The following is an 18442-nucleotide window of genomic DNA, read 5'->3' as shown; positions in this document are numbered from 1 at the left end:
CCTATACGGGGAGTTTGACTCCTGCTAAATCTATTTCAATCCATCTATCTAGTCTTAATGCGGGAGTTTTACTGCCCGTTAGACTGCGATAGGGTTTCATCTATTATGCGTGCTTGTTCTTTCTTATGAACAGTCGGGTCACCTTCAGCAGGGCTTGAACGTCGTCTTCTTCCGATATATGTGACGTCTATATCACTTCCGGCAATTTCCTTCAGTCTTGGTTCAACGAAATTCCATGCACCCATATTTTTTGGTTCTTCCTGAATCCAGACGATTTCTTCCACATTCGGATAGCGGGTTAATATTTCTTTAATTTGATCCATTGGGAACGGATAGATTTCTTCCACACGTAAAATGTGGAACCAATCCTGATCCTGGTAGTTTTTCAGGTTTTCTGATAAATCGATTGTGATTTTACCTGTTCCAAGAATGATGCGTTTCACTTTTTCGTGATTTTGACCAAGGCCAGGCTGTTCCATAACAGACTTGAATTCTCCTTCGCTCAATTCCAGTCCATTTGAAGCGACATTCGGATTGCGCAGAAGACTCTTAGGAGACATGATCACTAACGGGCGAACTTCCTCTTTTCCGAGAATGGCAGCCTGTCTTCTTAAGATATGGAAGTACTGTGCTGAAGAAGAAAGATTGGCAACTGTCCAGTTGTTTTCTGCTGCAAGAGTCAGGAATCTTTCCAGGCGTGCACTTGAATGTTCAGGTCCCTGTCCTTCATAGCCATGTGGAAGAAGCATGACAAGACCTGATTTTTGGCCCCATTTCGCACGGCCAGCAGCAATAAACTGGTCAAACATTACCTGTGCCGCATTAGCAAAATCGCCATATTGAGCTTCCCATAGAACAAGCGTCTCCGGAGCGAATACATTATAGCCATATTCGAAGCCTACTACAGCAGCTTCAGATAATGGGCTATTATGGACAGCGAAAGATGCCTTGGCAGTTGAAAGCTTGTGTAAAGGTGAATACGCTTTTCCAGTTGTATGATCGTGCAAAACAACGTTTCTTTGGGCAAATGTACCTCTCTCAGAATCCTGGCCAGTCAGTCTGACAGGGGTACCATCAGATAGAATGGTTGCAAAAGCCAGTGTTTCGGCAAGTCCCCAATCAATCTTGCCGTCGCCTTCAAGCGCTTCCAATCTGCGCTGCAGAATTTTGCCGAGTTTATCAAACACTTTGAAATCCTCTGGCCATTTTAATAATTCTTCGTTAATTTGCTTTAATTTATCGACAGACACAGCTGTTTTAATTTTTGGCAGACCCTTTTCGACTGTTTCAGGCGGATTGGTTAACTCTGCCTCCTTTTTTTCTTTTGGAACTTTTTCATAGGCAGCCTTCATTTTTTCCAGTACATCATGATGAATGCCTTCTGCTTCTTCTTTGGAAATGATCTTATCATTTAAAAGCTTATCAGCATACAGCGCTTTCACGGTTGGACGCTTGCGAATAATGTTATACATAAGAGGATTAGTCGTCATAGGCTCGTCCATCTCGTTATGTCCAAAACGGCGGTATCCGATTAAGTCAATAAGGATATCTTTTTGGAATTTAGCACGATATTCACAAGCAATTCTTGCCGCTGCGACTACTGCTTCAGGTTCATCTGCATTAACATGAAGAATTGGCATTTCATACCCTTTGGCAAGGTCACTTGCATATCTGGTAGAACGTGAATCATGTGATTCTGTTGTGAAACCAATTGTGTTATTGGCAATGATATGGATTGAACCGCCCGTATTATAGCCAGTCAGCTGCCCAAGGTTAAGTGTTTCTGCAACAATTCCCTGTCCTGGGAAGGCTGCGTCTCCATGAATGATAATGGCTAAAGCAGCTTTTGGATCTACTTCAGGATAACCTGCTTTTGTTCTATTATCCTGTGAAGCTCTGGTGTAGCCCTCAACCAGTGAACCAACAAATTCAAGGTGGCTCGGATTATTTGCTAATGTCAGTCTGGCTATGGTCGTATTCTCATCTTTGATCTGTTTATCAAGACCAAGGTGATATTTAACATCGCCTGTCCATCCGTAATTGATTCCGATAGATCCTTCGGAAGGAACCAGTTCTTTATTTGGCGCATGCTGGAATTCCGCGAAGATCATTTCATATGGCTTTCCAAGCACATGTGCAAGAACATTTAACCTTCCGCGGTGGGCCATGCCGATATTAATCGTTTTGGCTCCATCAGAAACGGATTCGGAAACAATTTCATCCAGTAATGGAACCATTGTATCCAGACCCTCAATTGAGAATCTTTTCTGACCAACGAATGTTTTATGAAGGAACTTTTCAAATTCCTCAACTTCAGTCAGTCTTCTTAAAACTTTCAGTTTTTCCGCCTTCTGCATTGACAGTTTGTGGCTGTTGGCCCCTATTTTACGGCGAAGCCAGTCTTTTTCGTTTTCATCAAATATATGCTGGAATTCAAACGCAATTGGTCCCATATAAGCACTTTTCAGGAATTCAATTGCTTCAAGTCCGTTGCGTAATGGATAGGTGGCGTCTTTAGTAATGACACCGGCAGGAATCTCTTTTAAATCATTTTCAGTTAAGCCATATTTACTCAGTTCGAATAATGCACTTTCAGATTTATTGTTACCAAGCGGATAAATATCTGCAGCCAGGTGGCCATATGTGCGGATATTATCAGCAAGGCGAATTGCAGCAAGTGTTTTTTCAAGCTGTCCGGCATTCATTGGCTGATTTGCTGATGAAGCCATTTGCGGAGTTCCTTCACTCGCTAAAGGGGAACCGTTTCTTTCAAAGTAGTCTTTCATTTCAGGATCAATAGATGATGGATCCTCTAAGTATCTTTCATATAGTTCAATAACGTAGCCAAGGTTGGGGCCATGAAATCCTTGTTCAAAAGGTCCCTCACCATTCGATGGCTTTTTCATGGAAAATTACCTCCATAACTGTTTTAAGTAAATAATTCAAATACATTTTTCTCCCCTGAAAATACATTACCCATCTATAAGATGCATTAACGTTTTATTTTTACGAATAATAATATTTTTCAGAGGATAAAACGTTTCCACAGTTATTCTAACACGGAAAATCTAGTTGTACAAAGATAAAAACATGAATATAGTGGAAAACTATTAAAAAAATTTTTTTCGTAATTACTTATTCTAATAAAATGTTTTGTTAAATGTTAAACAATTATAAATAAGAAATAACTGGGTGGTTTTAAAAAGAGGCAAAAATAAAAAGCCGAAGTGCTGTTCGGCTTTAAAAAGTCTCAACTAAGTTAATATAAATTTGTTTCGCTGCATTCGCATTTTTTCTGTTTTCTTTTAGGGAAGATTCAATTGCTTCTCTCGTTTCCACAGGAAAATCAAAATGGCCGCAAGTTGTACATTTTTCGAACATGGAACCAGAAACATTTACTTCAATGCCATCCATGGTCTGGAATACTGCTGGTCCTTCGGATTCCGCAAACCGGTGGCGGCAGTGGCTATGTTCTCGCATATTAGCTTCCCTCCAAGAATTATATCATTTGCCTTCATTATAAAACAAATATTCTGAACTTTAAAGCCGTTCACTTCTAACATTTTATGCCATGGTTTTTTTAAAAGAATAATTTGAGTGTTTTTAAGACACATTAAAGTTATTCAAATTCAGGAGGTTTTTCCATGAATATTGGCAGAGCAAAAGAGATTGCTGAGTCTGCTGAAATGTATAGTGTTACTTTCAATGGCAATCCGGTCATCATTCAGCATGTAGATGAGCAGACTAAGACAGCACGTATTTACACAAAGGCAGATTCTGAAAAAGAAATTGATGTGCCGGTTAACGATTTGATTGAAGAATAAATACCCTTAAAAACTTTCCAGAATATGATGGAAAGTTTTTTTGTTCAAATTCTTCTTCATTCCCCCTTAAAAACGGATGCTTAGGGCAAACAGACTCAAAACAACTGAGCGGAAATTTTTTATAACATAAAATATTCAAAAAAGTGTTGACGATTAGCGGTTTAGTGTAGTAAAGTTTAGAGAAAATTTAATATTTGATTTCTTATCCAGAGAGGTCGAGGGTAAGGCCCGACGACGCCTCAGCAACCAGCAATCATATATTTGATTGAAAAGGTGCTAATTCCTGCAAGTTTCTTAAAAACTTGAAAGATAAGAAGAATGGCTGATCACATTAAAAAGTCTTCTTCTTATAGAAGGCTTTTTTTATTTTTACTAAGGAGTGGTTACAAGCATGTATAAAATTGACACCAGATTAGCGCAAATCGGCAACAGAAGCGAGTCAGCAACAGGTGCAGTCAATCCGCCTGTATATTTTTCCACGGCATATCGCCATGAAGGCATTGGGCAGTCAACTGGCTTTGACTATAGCAGAACAGGCAATCCCACCCGCCAGCTGCTTGAAAAGGCAATTGCCGATCTGGAAGAAGGCGATCAAGGCTATGCCTGCAGTTCTGGAATGGCCGCAATTCTTACCATACTATCTCTTTTTAAATCCGGAGATGAATGGATTGTATCCAAGGATTTATATGGGGGTACATATCGTCTGCTAGAACAGGGCTTCAAGAAGTGGGGACTTCAGTGCAAATATGTAAATACCAGCAATCCGGAAGATGTGGAAATTTTAATCACAGAAAAGACCAAGGCAATATTTCTGGAAACTCCAACTAATCCGCTGATGGAACAGACTGACATTCAATCGATTGCAGACATTGCCCAGAAGCATAATATCCTCCTTATCGTCGATAACACGTTTTATACCCCTCTCCTTCAGCAGCCGTTAAAGCTTGGAGCTGATATTGTTATCCATAGTGCAACAAAGTATCTTGGCGGGCATAATGATGTCCTTGCCGGCTTAGTTGTCGCAAAAGGCAAAGAGTTATGCGAAGCCCTTGCTATGAATCACAATGCCGCAGGTGCTGTCCTCAGCCCGTTTGATTCATGGCTGCTCATCAGAGGCATGAAGACACTCTCCCTCCGCATGGAACGGCATGGAGAAAATGCGAAGGAATTAGCAGAATTTTTATCGGGCCACGATGCAGTAACGGATGTCCTTTATCCAGGCAAGGGAGGCATGATATCTTTCCGAATTAAGGATGAATCCTGGGTGAATCCATTTCTGCAGAGCCTCTCCCTTATCTCCTTTGCAGAAAGCCTTGGCGGAGTCGAGAGTTTCATAACGTATCCAGCAACCCAGACACATGCGGACATTCCTGAAGAAATCCGCATTGAAACCGGTGTCTGTAATAGGCTTCTGCGTTTCTCGGTTGGAATCGAAAATGCAGAAGATTTGAAGGCGGATCTTGAACATGCTTTTGCAAAGGTTGTTAAGGAGGCAGTACGATGAGTTCGAATTACACATTCCAAACGAAATTACTTCACAATAATCAAAAATTCGACCCGGAAACAGGAGCTGTCAGTGTACCAATCCAGCATGCCTCCACTTTTCATCAAAAAGATATTGATGTGTTCGGAAAATATGATTACAGCCGCAGCCTGAATCCAACAAGGGAAGCACTTGAAGAAGTCATCGCGGAGCTTGAAGAAGGTATTAAAGGGTTTGCCTTTTCTTCTGGTATGGCTGCCATTTCTACAGCATTCCTGCTCTTATCACAGGGAGATCATGTAGTCATTACAGAAGACGTATATGGCGGAACCTATCGCATGACAACAGAAGTCCTGTCCCGTTTTGGCATAGAGCACACATTTGTTGATATGACAAATCTTGAGGAAGTAAAAGAAGCAATCCGTCCAAACACGAAGGTTTTTTATGTAGAGACTCCTTCCAATCCGCTGCTGAAAGTGACAGATATACAGGCCATCAGTTCACTTGCAAGACAGCATGGAGCCCTGACATTTGTGGATAATACATTCCTGACCCCTGCCCTTCAAAAACCGCTCTCTTTAGGTGCAGATATAGTGCTTCATAGCGCAACCAAATTTTTATCCGGACACAGCGACGTCGTTGCTGGCCTGGCGGTTGTGAAGGATCCTGAATTAGGTGCAAAACTTGCTTTTCTTCAGAATTCCTTTGGAGCTGTTCTGGGTGTTCAGGATGCCTGGCTTGTGCTGAGAGGTATTAAAACGCTGCAGGTAAGGCTTGATCAGTCTGTGAAGTCAGCTAAAAAAATTGCTGGTTTCCTTAATGATCACCCTGCAGTTAAAAAGGTGCATTATCCAGGGTTTGCAGATCATCCCGGATATGAAATCCAGAAAAATCAGGCAGTAAACGCAGGTGCCGTCCTATCTTTTGAGCTTGAAGATGAGCTATCGATGAGAACATTTGTTGAGAATGCCAAAATACCCGTTTTTGCAGTAAGTCTGGGAGCTGTTGAATCCATCCTCTCCTACCCTGCAAAAATGTCACATGCAGCCATGCCTGCATCCGAACGGGAGCAGCGTGGAATAACGGACAGTCTTCTTCGTCTATCTGTTGGCCTGGAGAGTGCAGATGATATTATAGAAGATTTCAAGGCAGCTTTATCTGCTGCCGTACAAACAAAGCATTCGATTTTACAGCGGGGGTGATACTTTGAGTTTCCTTAATAAATTAAAGAATGAAATCATCATAGCAGATGGCGCGATGGGAACTCTTCTGTACTCCTATGGTACCGACAGCTGTTTTGAGGAATTAAATCTCTCACAATCTGAACAGATCCAGCACATCCATGAAGCGTACATTGGCGCAGGTGCTGAATTGATCCAAACAAATACGTATGCGGCGAATTATCTGAAGCTGCAGCGATATGGACTGGAGGACTCCGTTAAGGAGATTAACAGTTCTGCAGCAAGGATTGCAAAAAAAGCTGCCAAGGGAAAGGCATATGTCACTGGTACAATCGGCGGGATCAGAGGATTCAAGCCCAACATGATTACCCTTGAAGAAATAAAAAGAAGCTTCAGAGAGCAGCTTTATTGCCTGCTGCTAGAGGATGTAGATGGTATTTTACTGGAAACCTATTACGACCTTGAAGAACTTGAGACAGTTCTTGCCATTGCCAGAAAAGAAACTGATTTGCCGATTATCGCACAGGTATCTCTTCAGGAAGCGGGTGTTCTTCAGAACCAGACTTCTATCGCTGATGCTTTAACAAAGCTTGAGGGCATTGGTGCAGATGTTGTGGGAATCAATTGCAGGCTTGGTCCGCATCATATGCTCAAAACTCTCGAAAGTGTACCTTTGCCAAAGCATGCCTATCTTTCTGCCTATCCAAATGCCAGTATTCCAGCCTATACGGACGGCAAATTTCATTATGAAGGAGATGCAGAATATTTCCGCCAGTCAGCAATTGAATTCCGAAATCAGGGTGTCCGCCTGCTTGGAGGCTGCTGTGGAACAACACCTGACCATATCAAGGCGTTTTCTGATGTTTTAAAAGGACTTCCGCCAATCGAGGAAAAAGAGGCAAAGGCAATTAATAAAATCATTGTTTCTGAAAAGCCATCATCATCAAGAGAGCTCCCCCCTCTCCAGGATATTGTCAGGGAAAGGCCTTCTGTCATTGTTGAGTTGGATCCCCCGAGGAAGCTTGATACTTCACGCTTTTTCGAAGGTGCAGAAGCATTGAAGGAAGCCGGAATAGATTCTATTACACTTGCAGATAACTCCCTTGCTTCCCCCCGGGTTTGCAACTCTGCGCTTGGCTATCTCGTCAAGCAGCAGACAGGATTGCGCCCGCTTGTTCATGTGACCTGCAGGGATAGAAATATAATTGGACTGCAATCCCATTTAATGGGGCTGCATGCACTTGGATTAAATGATATTCTTGCTGTTACGGGTGATCCTGCACGTGTCGGTGATTTTCCAGGAGCATCTTCCGTATATGATGTCTCATCATTTGAATTGATCAGTATGATCAAGCAGTTGAATGAGGGGTTATCTTTTTCAGGGAAAGATCTTGGCCAGAAAGCTGCTTTTTCAGTTGCAGGCGCTTTTAACCCCAATGTCCGCTCATTGGAAAAAGCTGTTGGACGGCTTGAAAAGAAAATTGAACATGGTGCGGATTATTTCATCTCGCAGCCAGTTTTTTCTGAAGAGAAGCTGCTGGAAGTTCATGAGGCTGTGAAAGATTTAAAAGCACCTGTTTATATAGGCCTAATGCCCCTTACCGGCAGCCGGAATGCCGAGTTTCTTCATAATGAAGTACCGGGAATCAAAATTTCCGACAGTATTAGAAACCGAATGGCTTCATTGAAAGATGATCCTGCGCAGGCTGGAGCTGAAGGCATTGCCATTGCGAAGTCACTGATCGATGCCGCGGCAGAGCTGTTTAATGGCATTTACCTTATCACTCCATTTATGCGCTATGAAATGACGGTCGAACTATCAAACTATGCCCGTGAGACAACCGAACGGCTTTCAAGGAGGAAACAACATGCATAAACCATCACTGCAGGAGCAGCTGAAAAAGAAGATCCTGATCATGGATGGAGCAATGGGCACCATGCTGCAGAGAGCCAATCTTACCGCGGATGACTTTGGCGGCGAAGAATATGAAGGCTGCAACGAGTATTTAAATATAACAGCTCCTTCTGTGATTGAACATATTCACCTTGAATATTTAAAAGCCGGCGCAGATATTATTGAAACCAATACCTTTGGCGCAACCAGCATTGTTCTGGCAGATTACGATCTGGAAGAAAAAGCTTATGAACTAAACAAACTTGCTGTTGAAATTGCCAGGGAAGCTGCAGACAGCATTTCAACCCCTGAATGGCCGAGATATGTGGCTGGTGCCATGGGACCTACTACGAAGACGCTGAGTGTAACCGGCGGGTCTACTTTTGAAGAAATGATAACAGCTTATGAAGAACAAGCCAGAGGGTTAATTGACGGCGGAGCCGATCTTCTCCTCCTTGAAACCAGCCAGGACATGCTGAATGTGAAGGCTGGTTTTATCGGCATTGAAAATGCATCAAAAACGACGGGAATAAAACTTCCGCTCATCGTTTCGGGAACGATTGAACCGATGGGCACAACTCTTGCAGGCCAATCGATTGAAGCATTTTATATTTCTCTGGAACATATGAAACCTCTGGCAGTTGGTCTTAACTGTGCGACAGGCCCTGAATTCATGCAGGACCATATCCGTTCCTTATCAGGATTGGCATCCACTGCTGTCAGCTGCTATCCCAATGCAGGACTGCCTGATGAAGAAGGACAGTACCATGAAACTCCCGAATCACTGGCGAGCAAGCTTGAGGGCTTTGCCAAGGAAGGCTGGCTGAATATTGTTGGCGGCTGCTGCGGAACCACACCTGAACATATCCAGGCAATTGCTGAGTCGGTTGAAAATTATAAACCAAGGAATTATGAGGGGAATTCACTGCACAAAGTTTCTGGAATTGAACCTCTGATTTATGACGATCCGACATTAAGGCCCATAATGGTCGGCGAGCGCACAAATGTAATTGGCTCACGCAAGTTTAAAAGACTGATTGCTGAAGGTAAGTTTGAGGAAGCTGCTGAGATTGGCCGAGCACAGGTAAAAGGCGGAGCCCATGTAATTGATATATGCCTTGCAGACCCTGACCGTGATGAAATGCAGGATGTTGAAAACTTTATCAGGGAATTAGTGAAAAAAATTAAGGTCCCGCTGGTCATTGATTCAACAGACGAACTGGTTATCGAGAAGGCCCTTACCTATTCTCAGGGGAAAGCCATCATTAATTCCATTAATCTGGAGGATGGCGAAGAAAGATTCGAAGCTATAGCTCCTCTCATCCATCGATATGGTGCAGCTGTGGTAGTAGGTACGATAGATGAAGTCGGAATGGGAGTTACGGCTGAACGAAAACTTGAAATTGCAAAGCGTTCGTATGATTTGCTTGTAAACAAGTATCAAATTCCGCCTGAGGATCTTATTTTTGACCCTCTCGTCTTCCCTGTCGGCACAGGGGATGAGCAATACATCGGGTCTGCAAAGGCAACTGTAGATGGGATAAGACTTATTAAAGAAGCTTTCCCGGAGGTACAAACCATACTGGGAATCAGTAATGTTTCATTCGGCCTTCCTCCTGTCGGCAGGGAGATATTAAATTCAGTATTTCTGTATCACTGCACTCAGGCAGGCCTCGATTATGCGATAGTGAATACGGAGAAACTCGAAAGATTTGCTTCTATTTCAAAAGAAGAGGTCTTAATGGCTGAAAAGCTTCTTTTTGAAACTACTGATGAATCACTTGCCATTTTCACAGATTTTTACCGGGATAAAAAGAAAGAAAGCAAAAGTGTTCTTCCGGATATGACACTTGAGGAACGCCTCGCTTATTATATTCTGGAGGGAACAAAAGAAGGGCTCCTGCCTGATCTTGATCTGGCCCTGCAAGCATACCCTGCTCCCCTTGATATCATTAATGGGCCTTTAATGAATGGAATGAAGGAAGTAGGAAGATTGTTCAATGATAACCAGCTGATTGTTGCAGAAGTCCTTCAAAGTGCAGAGGTAATGAAAGCATCTGTTGCTCATCTTGAACCTTATATGGAAAAAGACGCTGCACAATCTTCTTCCAAGGGGAAAATCATCCTCGCAACCGTTAAAGGCGATGTCCATGATATTGGGAAAAATCTTGTAGATATTATTTTAAGCAATAATGGATATGAAGTAATAGACCTGGGAATCAAGGTCTCCCCTGCTGAACTGATTGAAAAAATCAGGCGTGAGAATCCGGATATGGTCGGCCTGTCAGGTCTGCTTGTTAAATCCGCACAGCAGATGGTCATTACGGCCCATGATATGAAGCAGGCAGGAATTGATATTCCGATATTAGTAGGCGGAGCTGCACTGTCGAGAAAGTTCACAGATACTAAAATCTCCAAGGAATATGATGGACTTGTACTGTATGCCAAGGATGCGATGAATGGACTCTCTATAGCCAATCAGCTTCAGGAGCCCGAAGAAGCGGAGAAACTGCGGATCCAGCAGGCAGAAAAACAGGCAGCCGTGCTGAATGCAGTCCCTTTTGACCGCGGATCGGTTGCGGTTGCAGTAAAGCCTAAACCAACAGTCAGCACAAAAGTGCCAGTTTTTGTTCCAAAAGATTTAAAGAGGCATCTGCTGAAAACATATTCCCTCTCGCATATAGAGCCGTATATAAATAAGCAAATGCTCATTGGCCATCACCTTGGCTTAAAAGGAAACCTGCAAAAGCTTCTTGCGGAAAAAGATGAAAAAGCGATTAAGATTAACGCAATGGTTGATGAACTGATTGCTGAAGCAAAAGAGAAAAACTGGATTGAGCCTAAAGCAGTTTATCAATTCTTCCCTGCCCAAGCAGATGGCGATAAGGTGTATATCTATGATGAAGATGAACAAACGGTCATTGAAACGTTTGAGTTCCCGCGCCAGGAAACAGAGCCATTCCTGTGTCTGGCAGACTTCCTTAAATCAAAAGAAAGCGGTCAAATGGATTATGTTTCCTTCTTTACTGTTACAGCCGGGAAAGGAATACGCAGTATAGCAGACCGTTTAAAAGGGGAAGGCAGATTCCTGGAAAGCCACGCTCTGCAGTCGCTCGCTTTGGAGACAGCTGAAGGGCTTGCCGAGCTGATCCATCGTCAAATACGGGATCGCTGGGGATTCCCTGATCCAGTTGAAATGACTATGAAAGACCGTTTTGCAGCGAAATACCAGGGACAGCGCTTTTCTTATGGATATCCTGCATGCCCAGAGCTTGAGGATCAGAAAAAGCTATTTAAACTAATAAAGCCTGAAGATATCGGAGTTAAGCTTACGGAAGAATGCATGATGGAGCCGGAAGCTTCTGTATCTGCAATGGTTTTTGCCCATCCGGAAGCAAGATATTTTAATGTATTAAGATAGTAAATAACCCGGCAAATAAAAAAATTGCCGGGTATTTGCCTATCCCTTTTTAAAACCTTTACAATGGTTACATAGCAAGGAGGGAAATTTATATGAATGTTCTCTGGGATTTAGATGGCACCATTCTGGATACATGGCCTACTCTGGTCCAGTCTTTTATTCGCATATCCGGCAAAGAGCTGGATCCTCAAGAAGTTCTTACGCCTCTTAAAAACGGGACAGCCTATCAGAAATTTAATGTTTCACCGGAAAAAATTGCTGATTTTCGTCAAATGGAAGCAACTTTTAAGCATGATAAGAAGCCATTATTCCCATATGTAAGGAATATTTTAGAACAAAATAATGTAAATGTGATGGTAACCCATCGGAACCGGCAATCCACAGAGGAGCTGCTTGAATATTGGAAACTTAATTCCTATTTTGCAGAAGTCATCTGCCCTGAATTTGATGGGTTCAGCTTAAAACCACATCCGGAATCCTATGAATATCTTCATCGGCGATATCATATTGATTTGGCGATTGGCGACCAGGATACAGATTTAATGCCTGCCAGACAGATTGGCATCAGCACCTGTGCGTTTCGCAATCCTAACCCCTATGCAGACTTCGCGATTGATTGCTATTCAAAATTTGAATTTGAGAAATAAGGAACCAGGGCTTCACTATGATGAAGTCCTGGTTTGATACCGAGCAGTTTAATTAGCTGATCTTCGCGTATTAATCCTGATTACTCTCTCAGTTTTTGAATCAAACTCAATATCAATATATAAACCGAATTCTTTGCCGCTATCCTCTATCCATAGCTTGAACTTTTCAATGTCTGTCGTTTGTCTCTTTTCTCTGCCGATATGCAAGTAGTCCAGAATTTTAGCTTTAGGGTATTTCTCTTTTGCTGTTTCCATAGCCAGTCTGCCCCATTTTGCATAGGCTGGTTCTGGTCTTTCTGCAAACGCTTCTCCAGTGAATGTCCGAATGGGAATATACTCCGATAAGAACATCAAAACCATAAAGCTGATAATTAATTTCTTCATCTTTTACCTCTTTCCCAAAAGATCCTAATCAGTATTCCCGCTATTCATGGTTTCTTCCTTCATCCGTTCTTCCTCTTCCTCTACACAGATATAAGCAATTTGTTCTTCCATTAGATGATGGAGAATATCTTTATCATCTGTACAGGAAATGTCTTTTCTTTTTTCCATTATCCTCTCTCCCCTCCTCATTCATTCGGGATTTATTAAAATAATTTCTAAATCTAACTACTAACGCCGACAATATTTTTTTATCCACAAATGCCAAATGAAAAACATACATGAATATTGATTTCATCAAGAACAGCATAAATAGCTTCAGCTGTGAAAAACGGAGAAGCTTCCATATCCCGATCTTTTTGAACCACGTATAAAAAGGATAGGCGAAAAAGGCGTCAACAACTGTATTCAAAAGGAAATACAGCAAGGGCCTGCCATAGGTTAATTTTAATATCCATATAGATCCCGCAAAAAACGGCCCTAAAATCATTGGCAATTCACCACTGAGTTTTGGAAGAAGCCTTTCCTTAATAGTCCACCATTTGTTTTTTTCAGCAATAAATCCTTCTAATAAAACATAAAGGCACATAAAAATGGCTGCCGGATAAAAACGTTTAAAGTCCCTTTTGCCTATGAATGGAACAGTCAGCCAGGAAAGGAGAATTATAAGCACCAAATATAGCTTCTTTTTCATCTTACCCCACCTTTTTTTTAAGGTTTTGTATTTAAAGGAAAATTATTCATTCCTTCCGCATGAACGGCAGATATTTTTAAATTTGCTTTAAATTTGAGGTTTGAACATTTAAATATGTGTAATAGATTAACAACCAAAGAAGGAGCTGATCAGCATGTTAACAATGTATAAATGCAAAAATTTTAATAAAACTGGGAAAATTCTGCTCCCCAGCAAGTGGCGCTGCCAATTTGGGCTTTTGCCGGGAAAACTGGCTGATCTTCGCTTCGACCAGGATCAAATTATTATTGAGAAGGCCGATTATAAATCAACCCATAATAAAAGACTTATATCTGAAAATGGCTCTATCCATATTCCAAAAGAACTTCAGCTTCTTCTTGACATTACGGAGGAAGAAGAATATTGCCTTTTTATTGATGAGGAAGATAAGAGTTTTGTCCTTAAGATGATTTCAGAACACTAAAAAAGCTGCAGCTATTTCCTTAGCAGCAGCTTTTTAGCAGATATATTTACCTGTCAGCTTTGAAAGTGCCTTGCAAAACTTTTCCCAGCCCTTAGGGAATGCCTGTATTCCCTGACTCTCAAAAATATTTGCCTTTGTAATCAGCTTTATGGACCATGTCACACTATCCAATATTATTCCAGGGTTTTGGTATTCCTTCTGCCACTTCCAAATTTTCAGCCGATATAATTCCTTCTTAAACTCCTCAATGCTGCCTGAAGCTGCAGGCAGTTCATTTCTAGGTGAGAACGAACTTAAATGCCATTCAAAATATACAAAACGTCCGTTGATAAAGTCCACTTCAATTTTGTACCATGGCCCGGGATAACCGCCAAGGCTGACACTTAAAACGATGGGATCTTTATCAGGATCAATCGTGACAATATTATTTTTTATATGGAAAATTTCTCTTTTTCTGCTGATAACAGATTTTACATGTGATAATTCAAGCGGTTTCCGGTTGGTATTCTGAAAGTTACTTTGTCTATTTATTTCGTCAAGCAAGGAAGGGATTGATATAGCTCCCTTTTTCTCCAGGATATCCAAAATATTCTCGTAAATACTCATTGTTTCTTCCTCCATCAACACAAGGTGGGTTTATGTACCAAAGAATGTTTTCTTCCCTAATATCCTTTTTTCCCCCTGTGCAAACATTAATTAGTTATCAAGGTACATGAGTGAATAAATTCCGCCTGCTTATTGCACGCTATGGATTGGGAGGTGCAGCCATGGATCCAATAAAACCAGGAAGTAAAAAGCTGCCGGATTTCGAAGAACTGGATGATCGGATGATTGCGGGGCATACTTCGGGGCCAACACTTGTAATAAAGACAAATCTTGATCCGGAAAATTCGACTGAAGATAATCCTTACTTTAAGAATAAAGGCGAAACGGATACAGAAGAATTTCGGGATTATTTTGAGGAATAAAAGGAAACCGGCAGGCTTTTTGCCTGCCGGTTTCCTGCATTATTTAGAAATCGAAGTTGTCAGGGTCAGGACCTACTCGTCTATTTTCATTTAAGCCGCTGATTTTGTCCATATCTTCTGAAGTAAGCTCAAAGTCAAATACATCAGCATTTTCAATGATGCGATGTTCTTTTACTGACTTGGGTATTGTTACAATTTCGTTCTGAAGATCCCATCTTAAGATCACTTGTGCAACCGATTTGCTGTACTTTTGGGCAATTTCCTTCAATGCTTCGTTTTCAAGAAGCTCTCCTTGTGCAAGTGGTGACCATGCTTCTATTTGAATATCCTGTTTCCTGGAGAACTCCCTAAGCTCAGTCTGGTTCAGCAAAGGATGAAGCTCTACCTGGTTAACCATAGGGTTTATTTCAGCATCCTGCATCAGATCTTCAAGGTGATGAATCTGGAAGTTGCTCACGCCAATTGCCTTTACTCTTTTTTCTTTATAAAGAGTTTCAAGGGCTTTCCATGTTTCTTTATATTTCCCTTTCACAGGCCAATGGATCAGGTAAAGGTCGATATAATCGAGACCCAGCTTTTTAAGACTGGTTTCAAATGCCTTGATTGTAGAATCATAGCCCTGGTCAGAATTCCAGACTTTTGTGGTAATAAATAGTTCTTCACGAGGTACGCCTGCTTCCTTGATTGCCTGGCCTACACCTTCTTCATTCTGATAGACAGCTGCCGTATCAATGCTTTTATATCCTGCTTTAATGGCTGATTTAACTGACTGGACAACTTCGTCTCCGTCCTTAACCTTGAAAACACCCAGTCCCAGCCACGGCATTTTGACACCGTTATGTAATGTTGCAGCAGATTGTAAATTTTCCATTCTTTCACCTCTTTTTAGGAATTAGGGTACTGGATAATTTTCTCACATTATTTTCAGTTAACAAAATCTTTTGCTTAAAAAGAAAAACATTGCCCCATATTAGGCAATGTATGATCAGATACTTTTATCCCCCGAAGAAAAAATCCAGAACGTTTCCTGCAGTGGAAGAGTTTTTATTATAGAATTCTGAGTATCCGCAGTTTTTACAGTAAACTACCAGAAAGCGGTTATGCTGAATATCAAACATTTTGGAAAGTCCTGTACCAGTCATGGCAACTTCTTTTTGGCCGGCATCACTGCTGCCGCATTTAATACAGCCCTTTTTCTCCATATTCTCACCCTTTCGATTTCTTTCCTTACTTTACGTTCACAGCTGAAAAAAGTTTCGCCAATAATCGTACTGTGATTTTAATCACACTTAAGCTAAAATAACTTCTATATAATGACAAATATAATTAATGTAATTAAAGCAGGTGAAGAATTGTGCATGACTTTAAAACACTTTTTGAAGAAATTGGCGGAGCTGAAACCATTGAAAAGCTTGTGGAGGCGTTTTATCCGCGTGTGTATGCTGATCCCGTATTAAGTCCCCTTTTTGTAGGAGACATAGAGGACATTAAGCGAAAACAGAGGATGTTTCTTACACAATTTCTTGGAGGCTCTCCCCTCTACAGCCAGGAGTTTGGACCGCCGGCCATGAAACAAAGGCATCTGCCATTCGAGATTACACCTTTAAGAGCACAAAGATGGCTTGCCTGCATGAAAGAGGCCTTCAAGGAAACGGGGCTCGATCAAATTCCAGCATCGGTTCTATTCTTTGATCGATTAATACAGGTGGCGGCCATTATGGTCAATAGCCCGGAACGAGAATAGACCTTCCGATTCGGAAGGTCTATTCTCTGTTAAATGAGTAAGTATATAGTTTTAAACATCCAGTCCAAGCGATTTTCCAGTTATTGCGATTCAAAATATTCTTTTGCATGTTCTACCGACTGGAACATCTTAACTTCTGTCACCTCTTTTTCATCATAAGCTACTCCGAGAAATCCATCTGCAAGCTGAAGGATATCAGCAGATGAGGTGTTTTCATCTTCGACGATAACAGTGTCTTCCATTTCAAGCTGCCCTTTTTCCGCCCATGATTGAACTTCGGCCGAGTAAGTATCAATATTCATGCCCTCATCAATACGATCATCCAATTCAGCTACTGACAGCGGCTTTTCTTCACCTTCTGTATTCGTAGCATCATTATATTCCTGGCTATTAGTTGAATCATTCGCTGCTTCTTCCTTATTTTCTTCCTCTGTACTGCATGCTGTCATCAGTATGCAGGCGGTAAATGCAAGAATCCATTTACGCATATGTGTTCATCTCCTTTTATAATTCTTCTATGCTAGTAACCTATTACCCCAAATTTTAGTTTGCATTCATATTAAAAAAATAAAGCACCTATAAAAAGGTGCTCTAGCTATTTATTCCTGAGCTCTTCTCTATCAAGTGATTGAGGCGGATTTTCAAGCCAGCCGTTGTCAATCATAATCTTTGCTCCATCATCTGCAAAATCACCGACTTTGATCATCATTTTAGCATACTGAATAGCCAGGTCTTTTCTGATGCTTGCACCGATAGCTATACCAAAGTCCATTACGCCGACCGCCGTTATGCTGGCGATTAGAAACATCATTAATCTATCCGAAAAAGGTGAAATGGTTGAGTCTGTAATGGAACCATCCCATGTGCTTGGATAGGCTACATCGTCATTTTTTAAGACATTGAGAAAATATTCGACATGCTCCAGGCTCATTTCATAGCCTTTTTTAAAATAATCGCTTATATCTTTTTGTTTAGCTACCTGGCTGAAAGCCAAAAGCATGGTTTTGGCAATATTGGATAACTCGATATTTGTACCCAGATGGGCAATTTCGATGGCCAGCAGCTGCCTCCTTTTGCCTACAATCCCGCCCAGAAAACGATGGTCTGATACATACTTAACTTTCTTGGGATATTCTATGTATGGTGATCGAATGAAAATTCCCTTTTCTTGCATAGCCTCAGCTGCCATATCAAAAAGTTTTTCTGTTTGTTCATAGTATTTTTTAAACATACTGCGAACGTCTTTTCTTGCAGAAACTGATTTAGCAAGTGAATAGGCACTCAATCCGGTTCTTCCCAAATGATGCATGAATCTTAAATAGGTTACGTCCGAAAATAATTTAGGAGTGTCATTGTGCAGGTCTTTTTCATTAAATCCATCAGGTATTGGAAATTCTTCTTTTTTAAAGAGCGAGGCAATGTCGTCTATGTGATCCTTGGCGATGGAAAGCGCGTATTTCAATACTGGCAGGACATCTGGATCTTTATTTGTTTTTATATAGTGCCTTATGCAGCAGACTGCTGCAGTATCTGCTACATAGGTATTCCAGAGCAATGCCATTTCAGACGAAATTAATTTAGGAATACTGCTGCCGTTCATATTCTCACCAGCCGTTAGTAAAATTATATTTATATACTATCAGCTTTATATTTGCCTTCATTCAGCATTTTCATTCAAAGATATGGAAATTAATTTCCATCATACTGTTTTACAGGCACATTAAGAAAAAGAACCAGCCAGA

The 18442-nt window shown here is 41.3% G+C and carries 19 protein-coding genes and 1 riboswitch; of the genes, 9 read left to right on the top strand and 10 right to left on the bottom strand.

What is annotated here, in order from left to right; genetic code table 11:
- Positions 1 to 68 precede the first annotated feature (68 nt).
- Positions 69 to 2906, bottom strand: a complete 2838-nt coding sequence (gene sucA / locus JI665_RS12490) for a 2-oxoglutarate dehydrogenase E1 component (RefSeq protein ID WP_206839744.1) — start codon at positions 2904 to 2906, stop codon at positions 69 to 71.
- Between the two features lie 334 nt (positions 2907 to 3240).
- Positions 3241 to 3480, bottom strand: coding sequence for a hypothetical protein (locus tag JI665_RS12485; RefSeq protein WP_206839743.1), 240 nt, complete (start codon positions 3478 to 3480; stop codon positions 3241 to 3243).
- A gap of 164 nt (positions 3481 to 3644) precedes the next feature.
- Between JI665_RS12485 and JI665_RS12480 the strand changes: the two genes are divergently transcribed.
- The 6 genes from JI665_RS12480 to JI665_RS12455 all read left to right on the top strand — a co-directional run bounded on the left by JI665_RS12480 (position 3645) and on the right by JI665_RS12455 (position 12450).
- The gene (locus JI665_RS12480) at positions 3645 to 3824 is read left to right on the top strand and encodes an H-type small acid-soluble spore protein (protein WP_206839742.1); all 180 of its coding nucleotides are present in this window, start codon (positions 3645 to 3647) and stop codon (positions 3822 to 3824) included.
- A gap of 199 nt (positions 3825 to 4023) precedes the next feature.
- Positions 4024 to 4140, top strand: a riboswitch (SAM riboswitch).
- 75 nt (positions 4141 to 4215) lie between these two features.
- Positions 4216 to 5328 carry a methionine biosynthesis PLP-dependent protein gene (locus tag JI665_RS12475; protein ID WP_206839739.1) on the top strand — a complete coding sequence of 371 codons (1113 nt, stop codon included), beginning with the start codon at positions 4216 to 4218 and terminating at the stop codon, positions 5326 to 5328.
- A complete protein-coding gene (metC, locus tag JI665_RS12470) occupies positions 5325 to 6509 on the top strand; it encodes a cystathionine beta-lyase (RefSeq protein WP_206839738.1) in 1185 nt (394 codons plus the stop codon). The genes JI665_RS12475 and metC overlap by 4 nt, the downstream gene beginning before the upstream one ends.
- Positions 6510 to 6513: 4 nt before the next feature.
- The gene (locus JI665_RS12465; protein ID WP_206839737.1) at positions 6514 to 8364 is read left to right on the top strand and encodes a bifunctional homocysteine S-methyltransferase/methylenetetrahydrofolate reductase; all 1851 of its coding nucleotides are present in this window, start codon (positions 6514 to 6516) and stop codon (positions 8362 to 8364) included.
- A complete protein-coding gene (gene metH, locus JI665_RS12460; protein ID WP_206839736.1) occupies positions 8357 to 11803 on the top strand; it encodes a methionine synthase in 3447 nt (1148 codons plus the stop codon). The genes JI665_RS12465 and metH overlap by 8 nt, the downstream gene beginning before the upstream one ends.
- A 92-nt stretch (positions 11804 to 11895) precedes the next feature.
- Positions 11896 to 12450 carry an HAD hydrolase-like protein gene (locus JI665_RS12455; protein ID WP_206839735.1) on the top strand — a complete coding sequence of 185 codons (555 nt, stop codon included), beginning with the start codon at positions 11896 to 11898 and terminating at the stop codon, positions 12448 to 12450.
- Between the two features lie 48 nt (positions 12451 to 12498).
- Here the strand turns inward: JI665_RS12455 and JI665_RS12450 are convergent, their stop codons facing one another.
- Genes JI665_RS12450 through JI665_RS12440 form a run of 3 tightly spaced genes read right to left on the bottom strand, consistent with a single transcriptional unit; the run spans position 12499 to position 13525 of the window.
- Positions 12499 to 12834 (bottom strand): DUF3889 domain-containing protein, encoded by a 336-nt coding sequence (locus JI665_RS12450; protein WP_206839734.1) that lies wholly within the window; start codon positions 12832 to 12834, stop codon positions 12499 to 12501.
- Between the two features lie 24 nt (positions 12835 to 12858).
- The gene (locus JI665_RS12445; RefSeq protein ID WP_206839733.1) at positions 12859 to 13002 is read right to left on the bottom strand and encodes a hypothetical protein; all 144 of its coding nucleotides are present in this window, start codon (positions 13000 to 13002) and stop codon (positions 12859 to 12861) included.
- The gene (locus JI665_RS12440) at positions 12968 to 13525 is read right to left on the bottom strand and encodes a hypothetical protein (RefSeq protein ID WP_206839732.1); all 558 of its coding nucleotides are present in this window, start codon (positions 13523 to 13525) and stop codon (positions 12968 to 12970) included. The genes JI665_RS12445 and JI665_RS12440 overlap by 35 nt, the downstream gene beginning before the upstream one ends.
- Positions 13526 to 13679: 154 nt before the next feature.
- Between JI665_RS12440 and JI665_RS12435 the strand changes: the two genes are divergently transcribed.
- Positions 13680 to 13988 carry a hypothetical protein gene (locus JI665_RS12435; RefSeq protein ID WP_206839731.1) on the top strand — a complete coding sequence of 103 codons (309 nt, stop codon included), beginning with the start codon at positions 13680 to 13682 and terminating at the stop codon, positions 13986 to 13988.
- A gap of 33 nt (positions 13989 to 14021) precedes the next feature.
- Here JI665_RS12435 and JI665_RS12430 read toward each other — a convergent pair whose 3' ends face one another.
- Positions 14022 to 14594, bottom strand: a complete 573-nt coding sequence (locus tag JI665_RS12430; RefSeq protein WP_206839730.1) for a hypothetical protein — start codon at positions 14592 to 14594, stop codon at positions 14022 to 14024.
- Between the two features lie 161 nt (positions 14595 to 14755).
- Here JI665_RS12430 and JI665_RS12425 point away from each other — a divergent pair, with 161 nt between their 5' ends.
- Entirely contained in the window at positions 14756 to 14956 is a 201-nt protein-coding gene (locus tag JI665_RS12425; protein WP_206839727.1) for a hypothetical protein, read from the top strand.
- A gap of 43 nt (positions 14957 to 14999) precedes the next feature.
- Here the strand turns inward: JI665_RS12425 and JI665_RS12420 are convergent, their stop codons facing one another.
- Together JI665_RS12420 and JI665_RS12415 are read right to left on the bottom strand one after the other, a co-directional pair.
- The gene (locus JI665_RS12420) at positions 15000 to 15827 is read right to left on the bottom strand and encodes an aldo/keto reductase (protein ID WP_206839725.1); all 828 of its coding nucleotides are present in this window, start codon (positions 15825 to 15827) and stop codon (positions 15000 to 15002) included.
- Positions 15828 to 15951: 124 nt separating this feature from the next.
- Positions 15952 to 16158, bottom strand: coding sequence for a zinc ribbon domain-containing protein (locus tag JI665_RS12415; RefSeq protein WP_206839723.1), 207 nt, complete (start codon positions 16156 to 16158; stop codon positions 15952 to 15954).
- 152 nt (positions 16159 to 16310) lie between these two features.
- On the opposite strand from JI665_RS12415, the gene JI665_RS12410 reads away from it, so the two are divergent.
- Positions 16311 to 16700, top strand: a complete 390-nt coding sequence (locus tag JI665_RS12410) for a globin (protein ID WP_370222677.1) — start codon at positions 16311 to 16313, stop codon at positions 16698 to 16700.
- A gap of 80 nt (positions 16701 to 16780) precedes the next feature.
- Here the strand turns inward: JI665_RS12410 and JI665_RS12405 are convergent, their stop codons facing one another.
- Both JI665_RS12405 and JI665_RS12400 read right to left on the bottom strand, forming a co-directional pair.
- Entirely contained in the window at positions 16781 to 17188 is a 408-nt protein-coding gene (locus JI665_RS12405; RefSeq protein ID WP_206839722.1) for a hypothetical protein, read from the bottom strand.
- A 107-nt stretch (positions 17189 to 17295) separates the two neighbouring features.
- Entirely contained in the window at positions 17296 to 18300 is a 1005-nt protein-coding gene (locus tag JI665_RS12400) for a DUF3231 family protein (RefSeq protein WP_206839720.1), read from the bottom strand.
- Positions 18301 to 18442: the final 142 nt, after the last annotated feature.

The sequence above is a fragment of the Bacillus sp. NTK034 genome (genome assembly GCF_017303275.1).
Classification (GTDB): domain Bacteria; phylum Bacillota; class Bacilli; order Bacillales; family Cytobacillaceae; genus Cytobacillus.
Note: the sequence above shows the minus strand (reverse complement) of the source record. Positions and strands in the feature narration are given on the sequence as shown.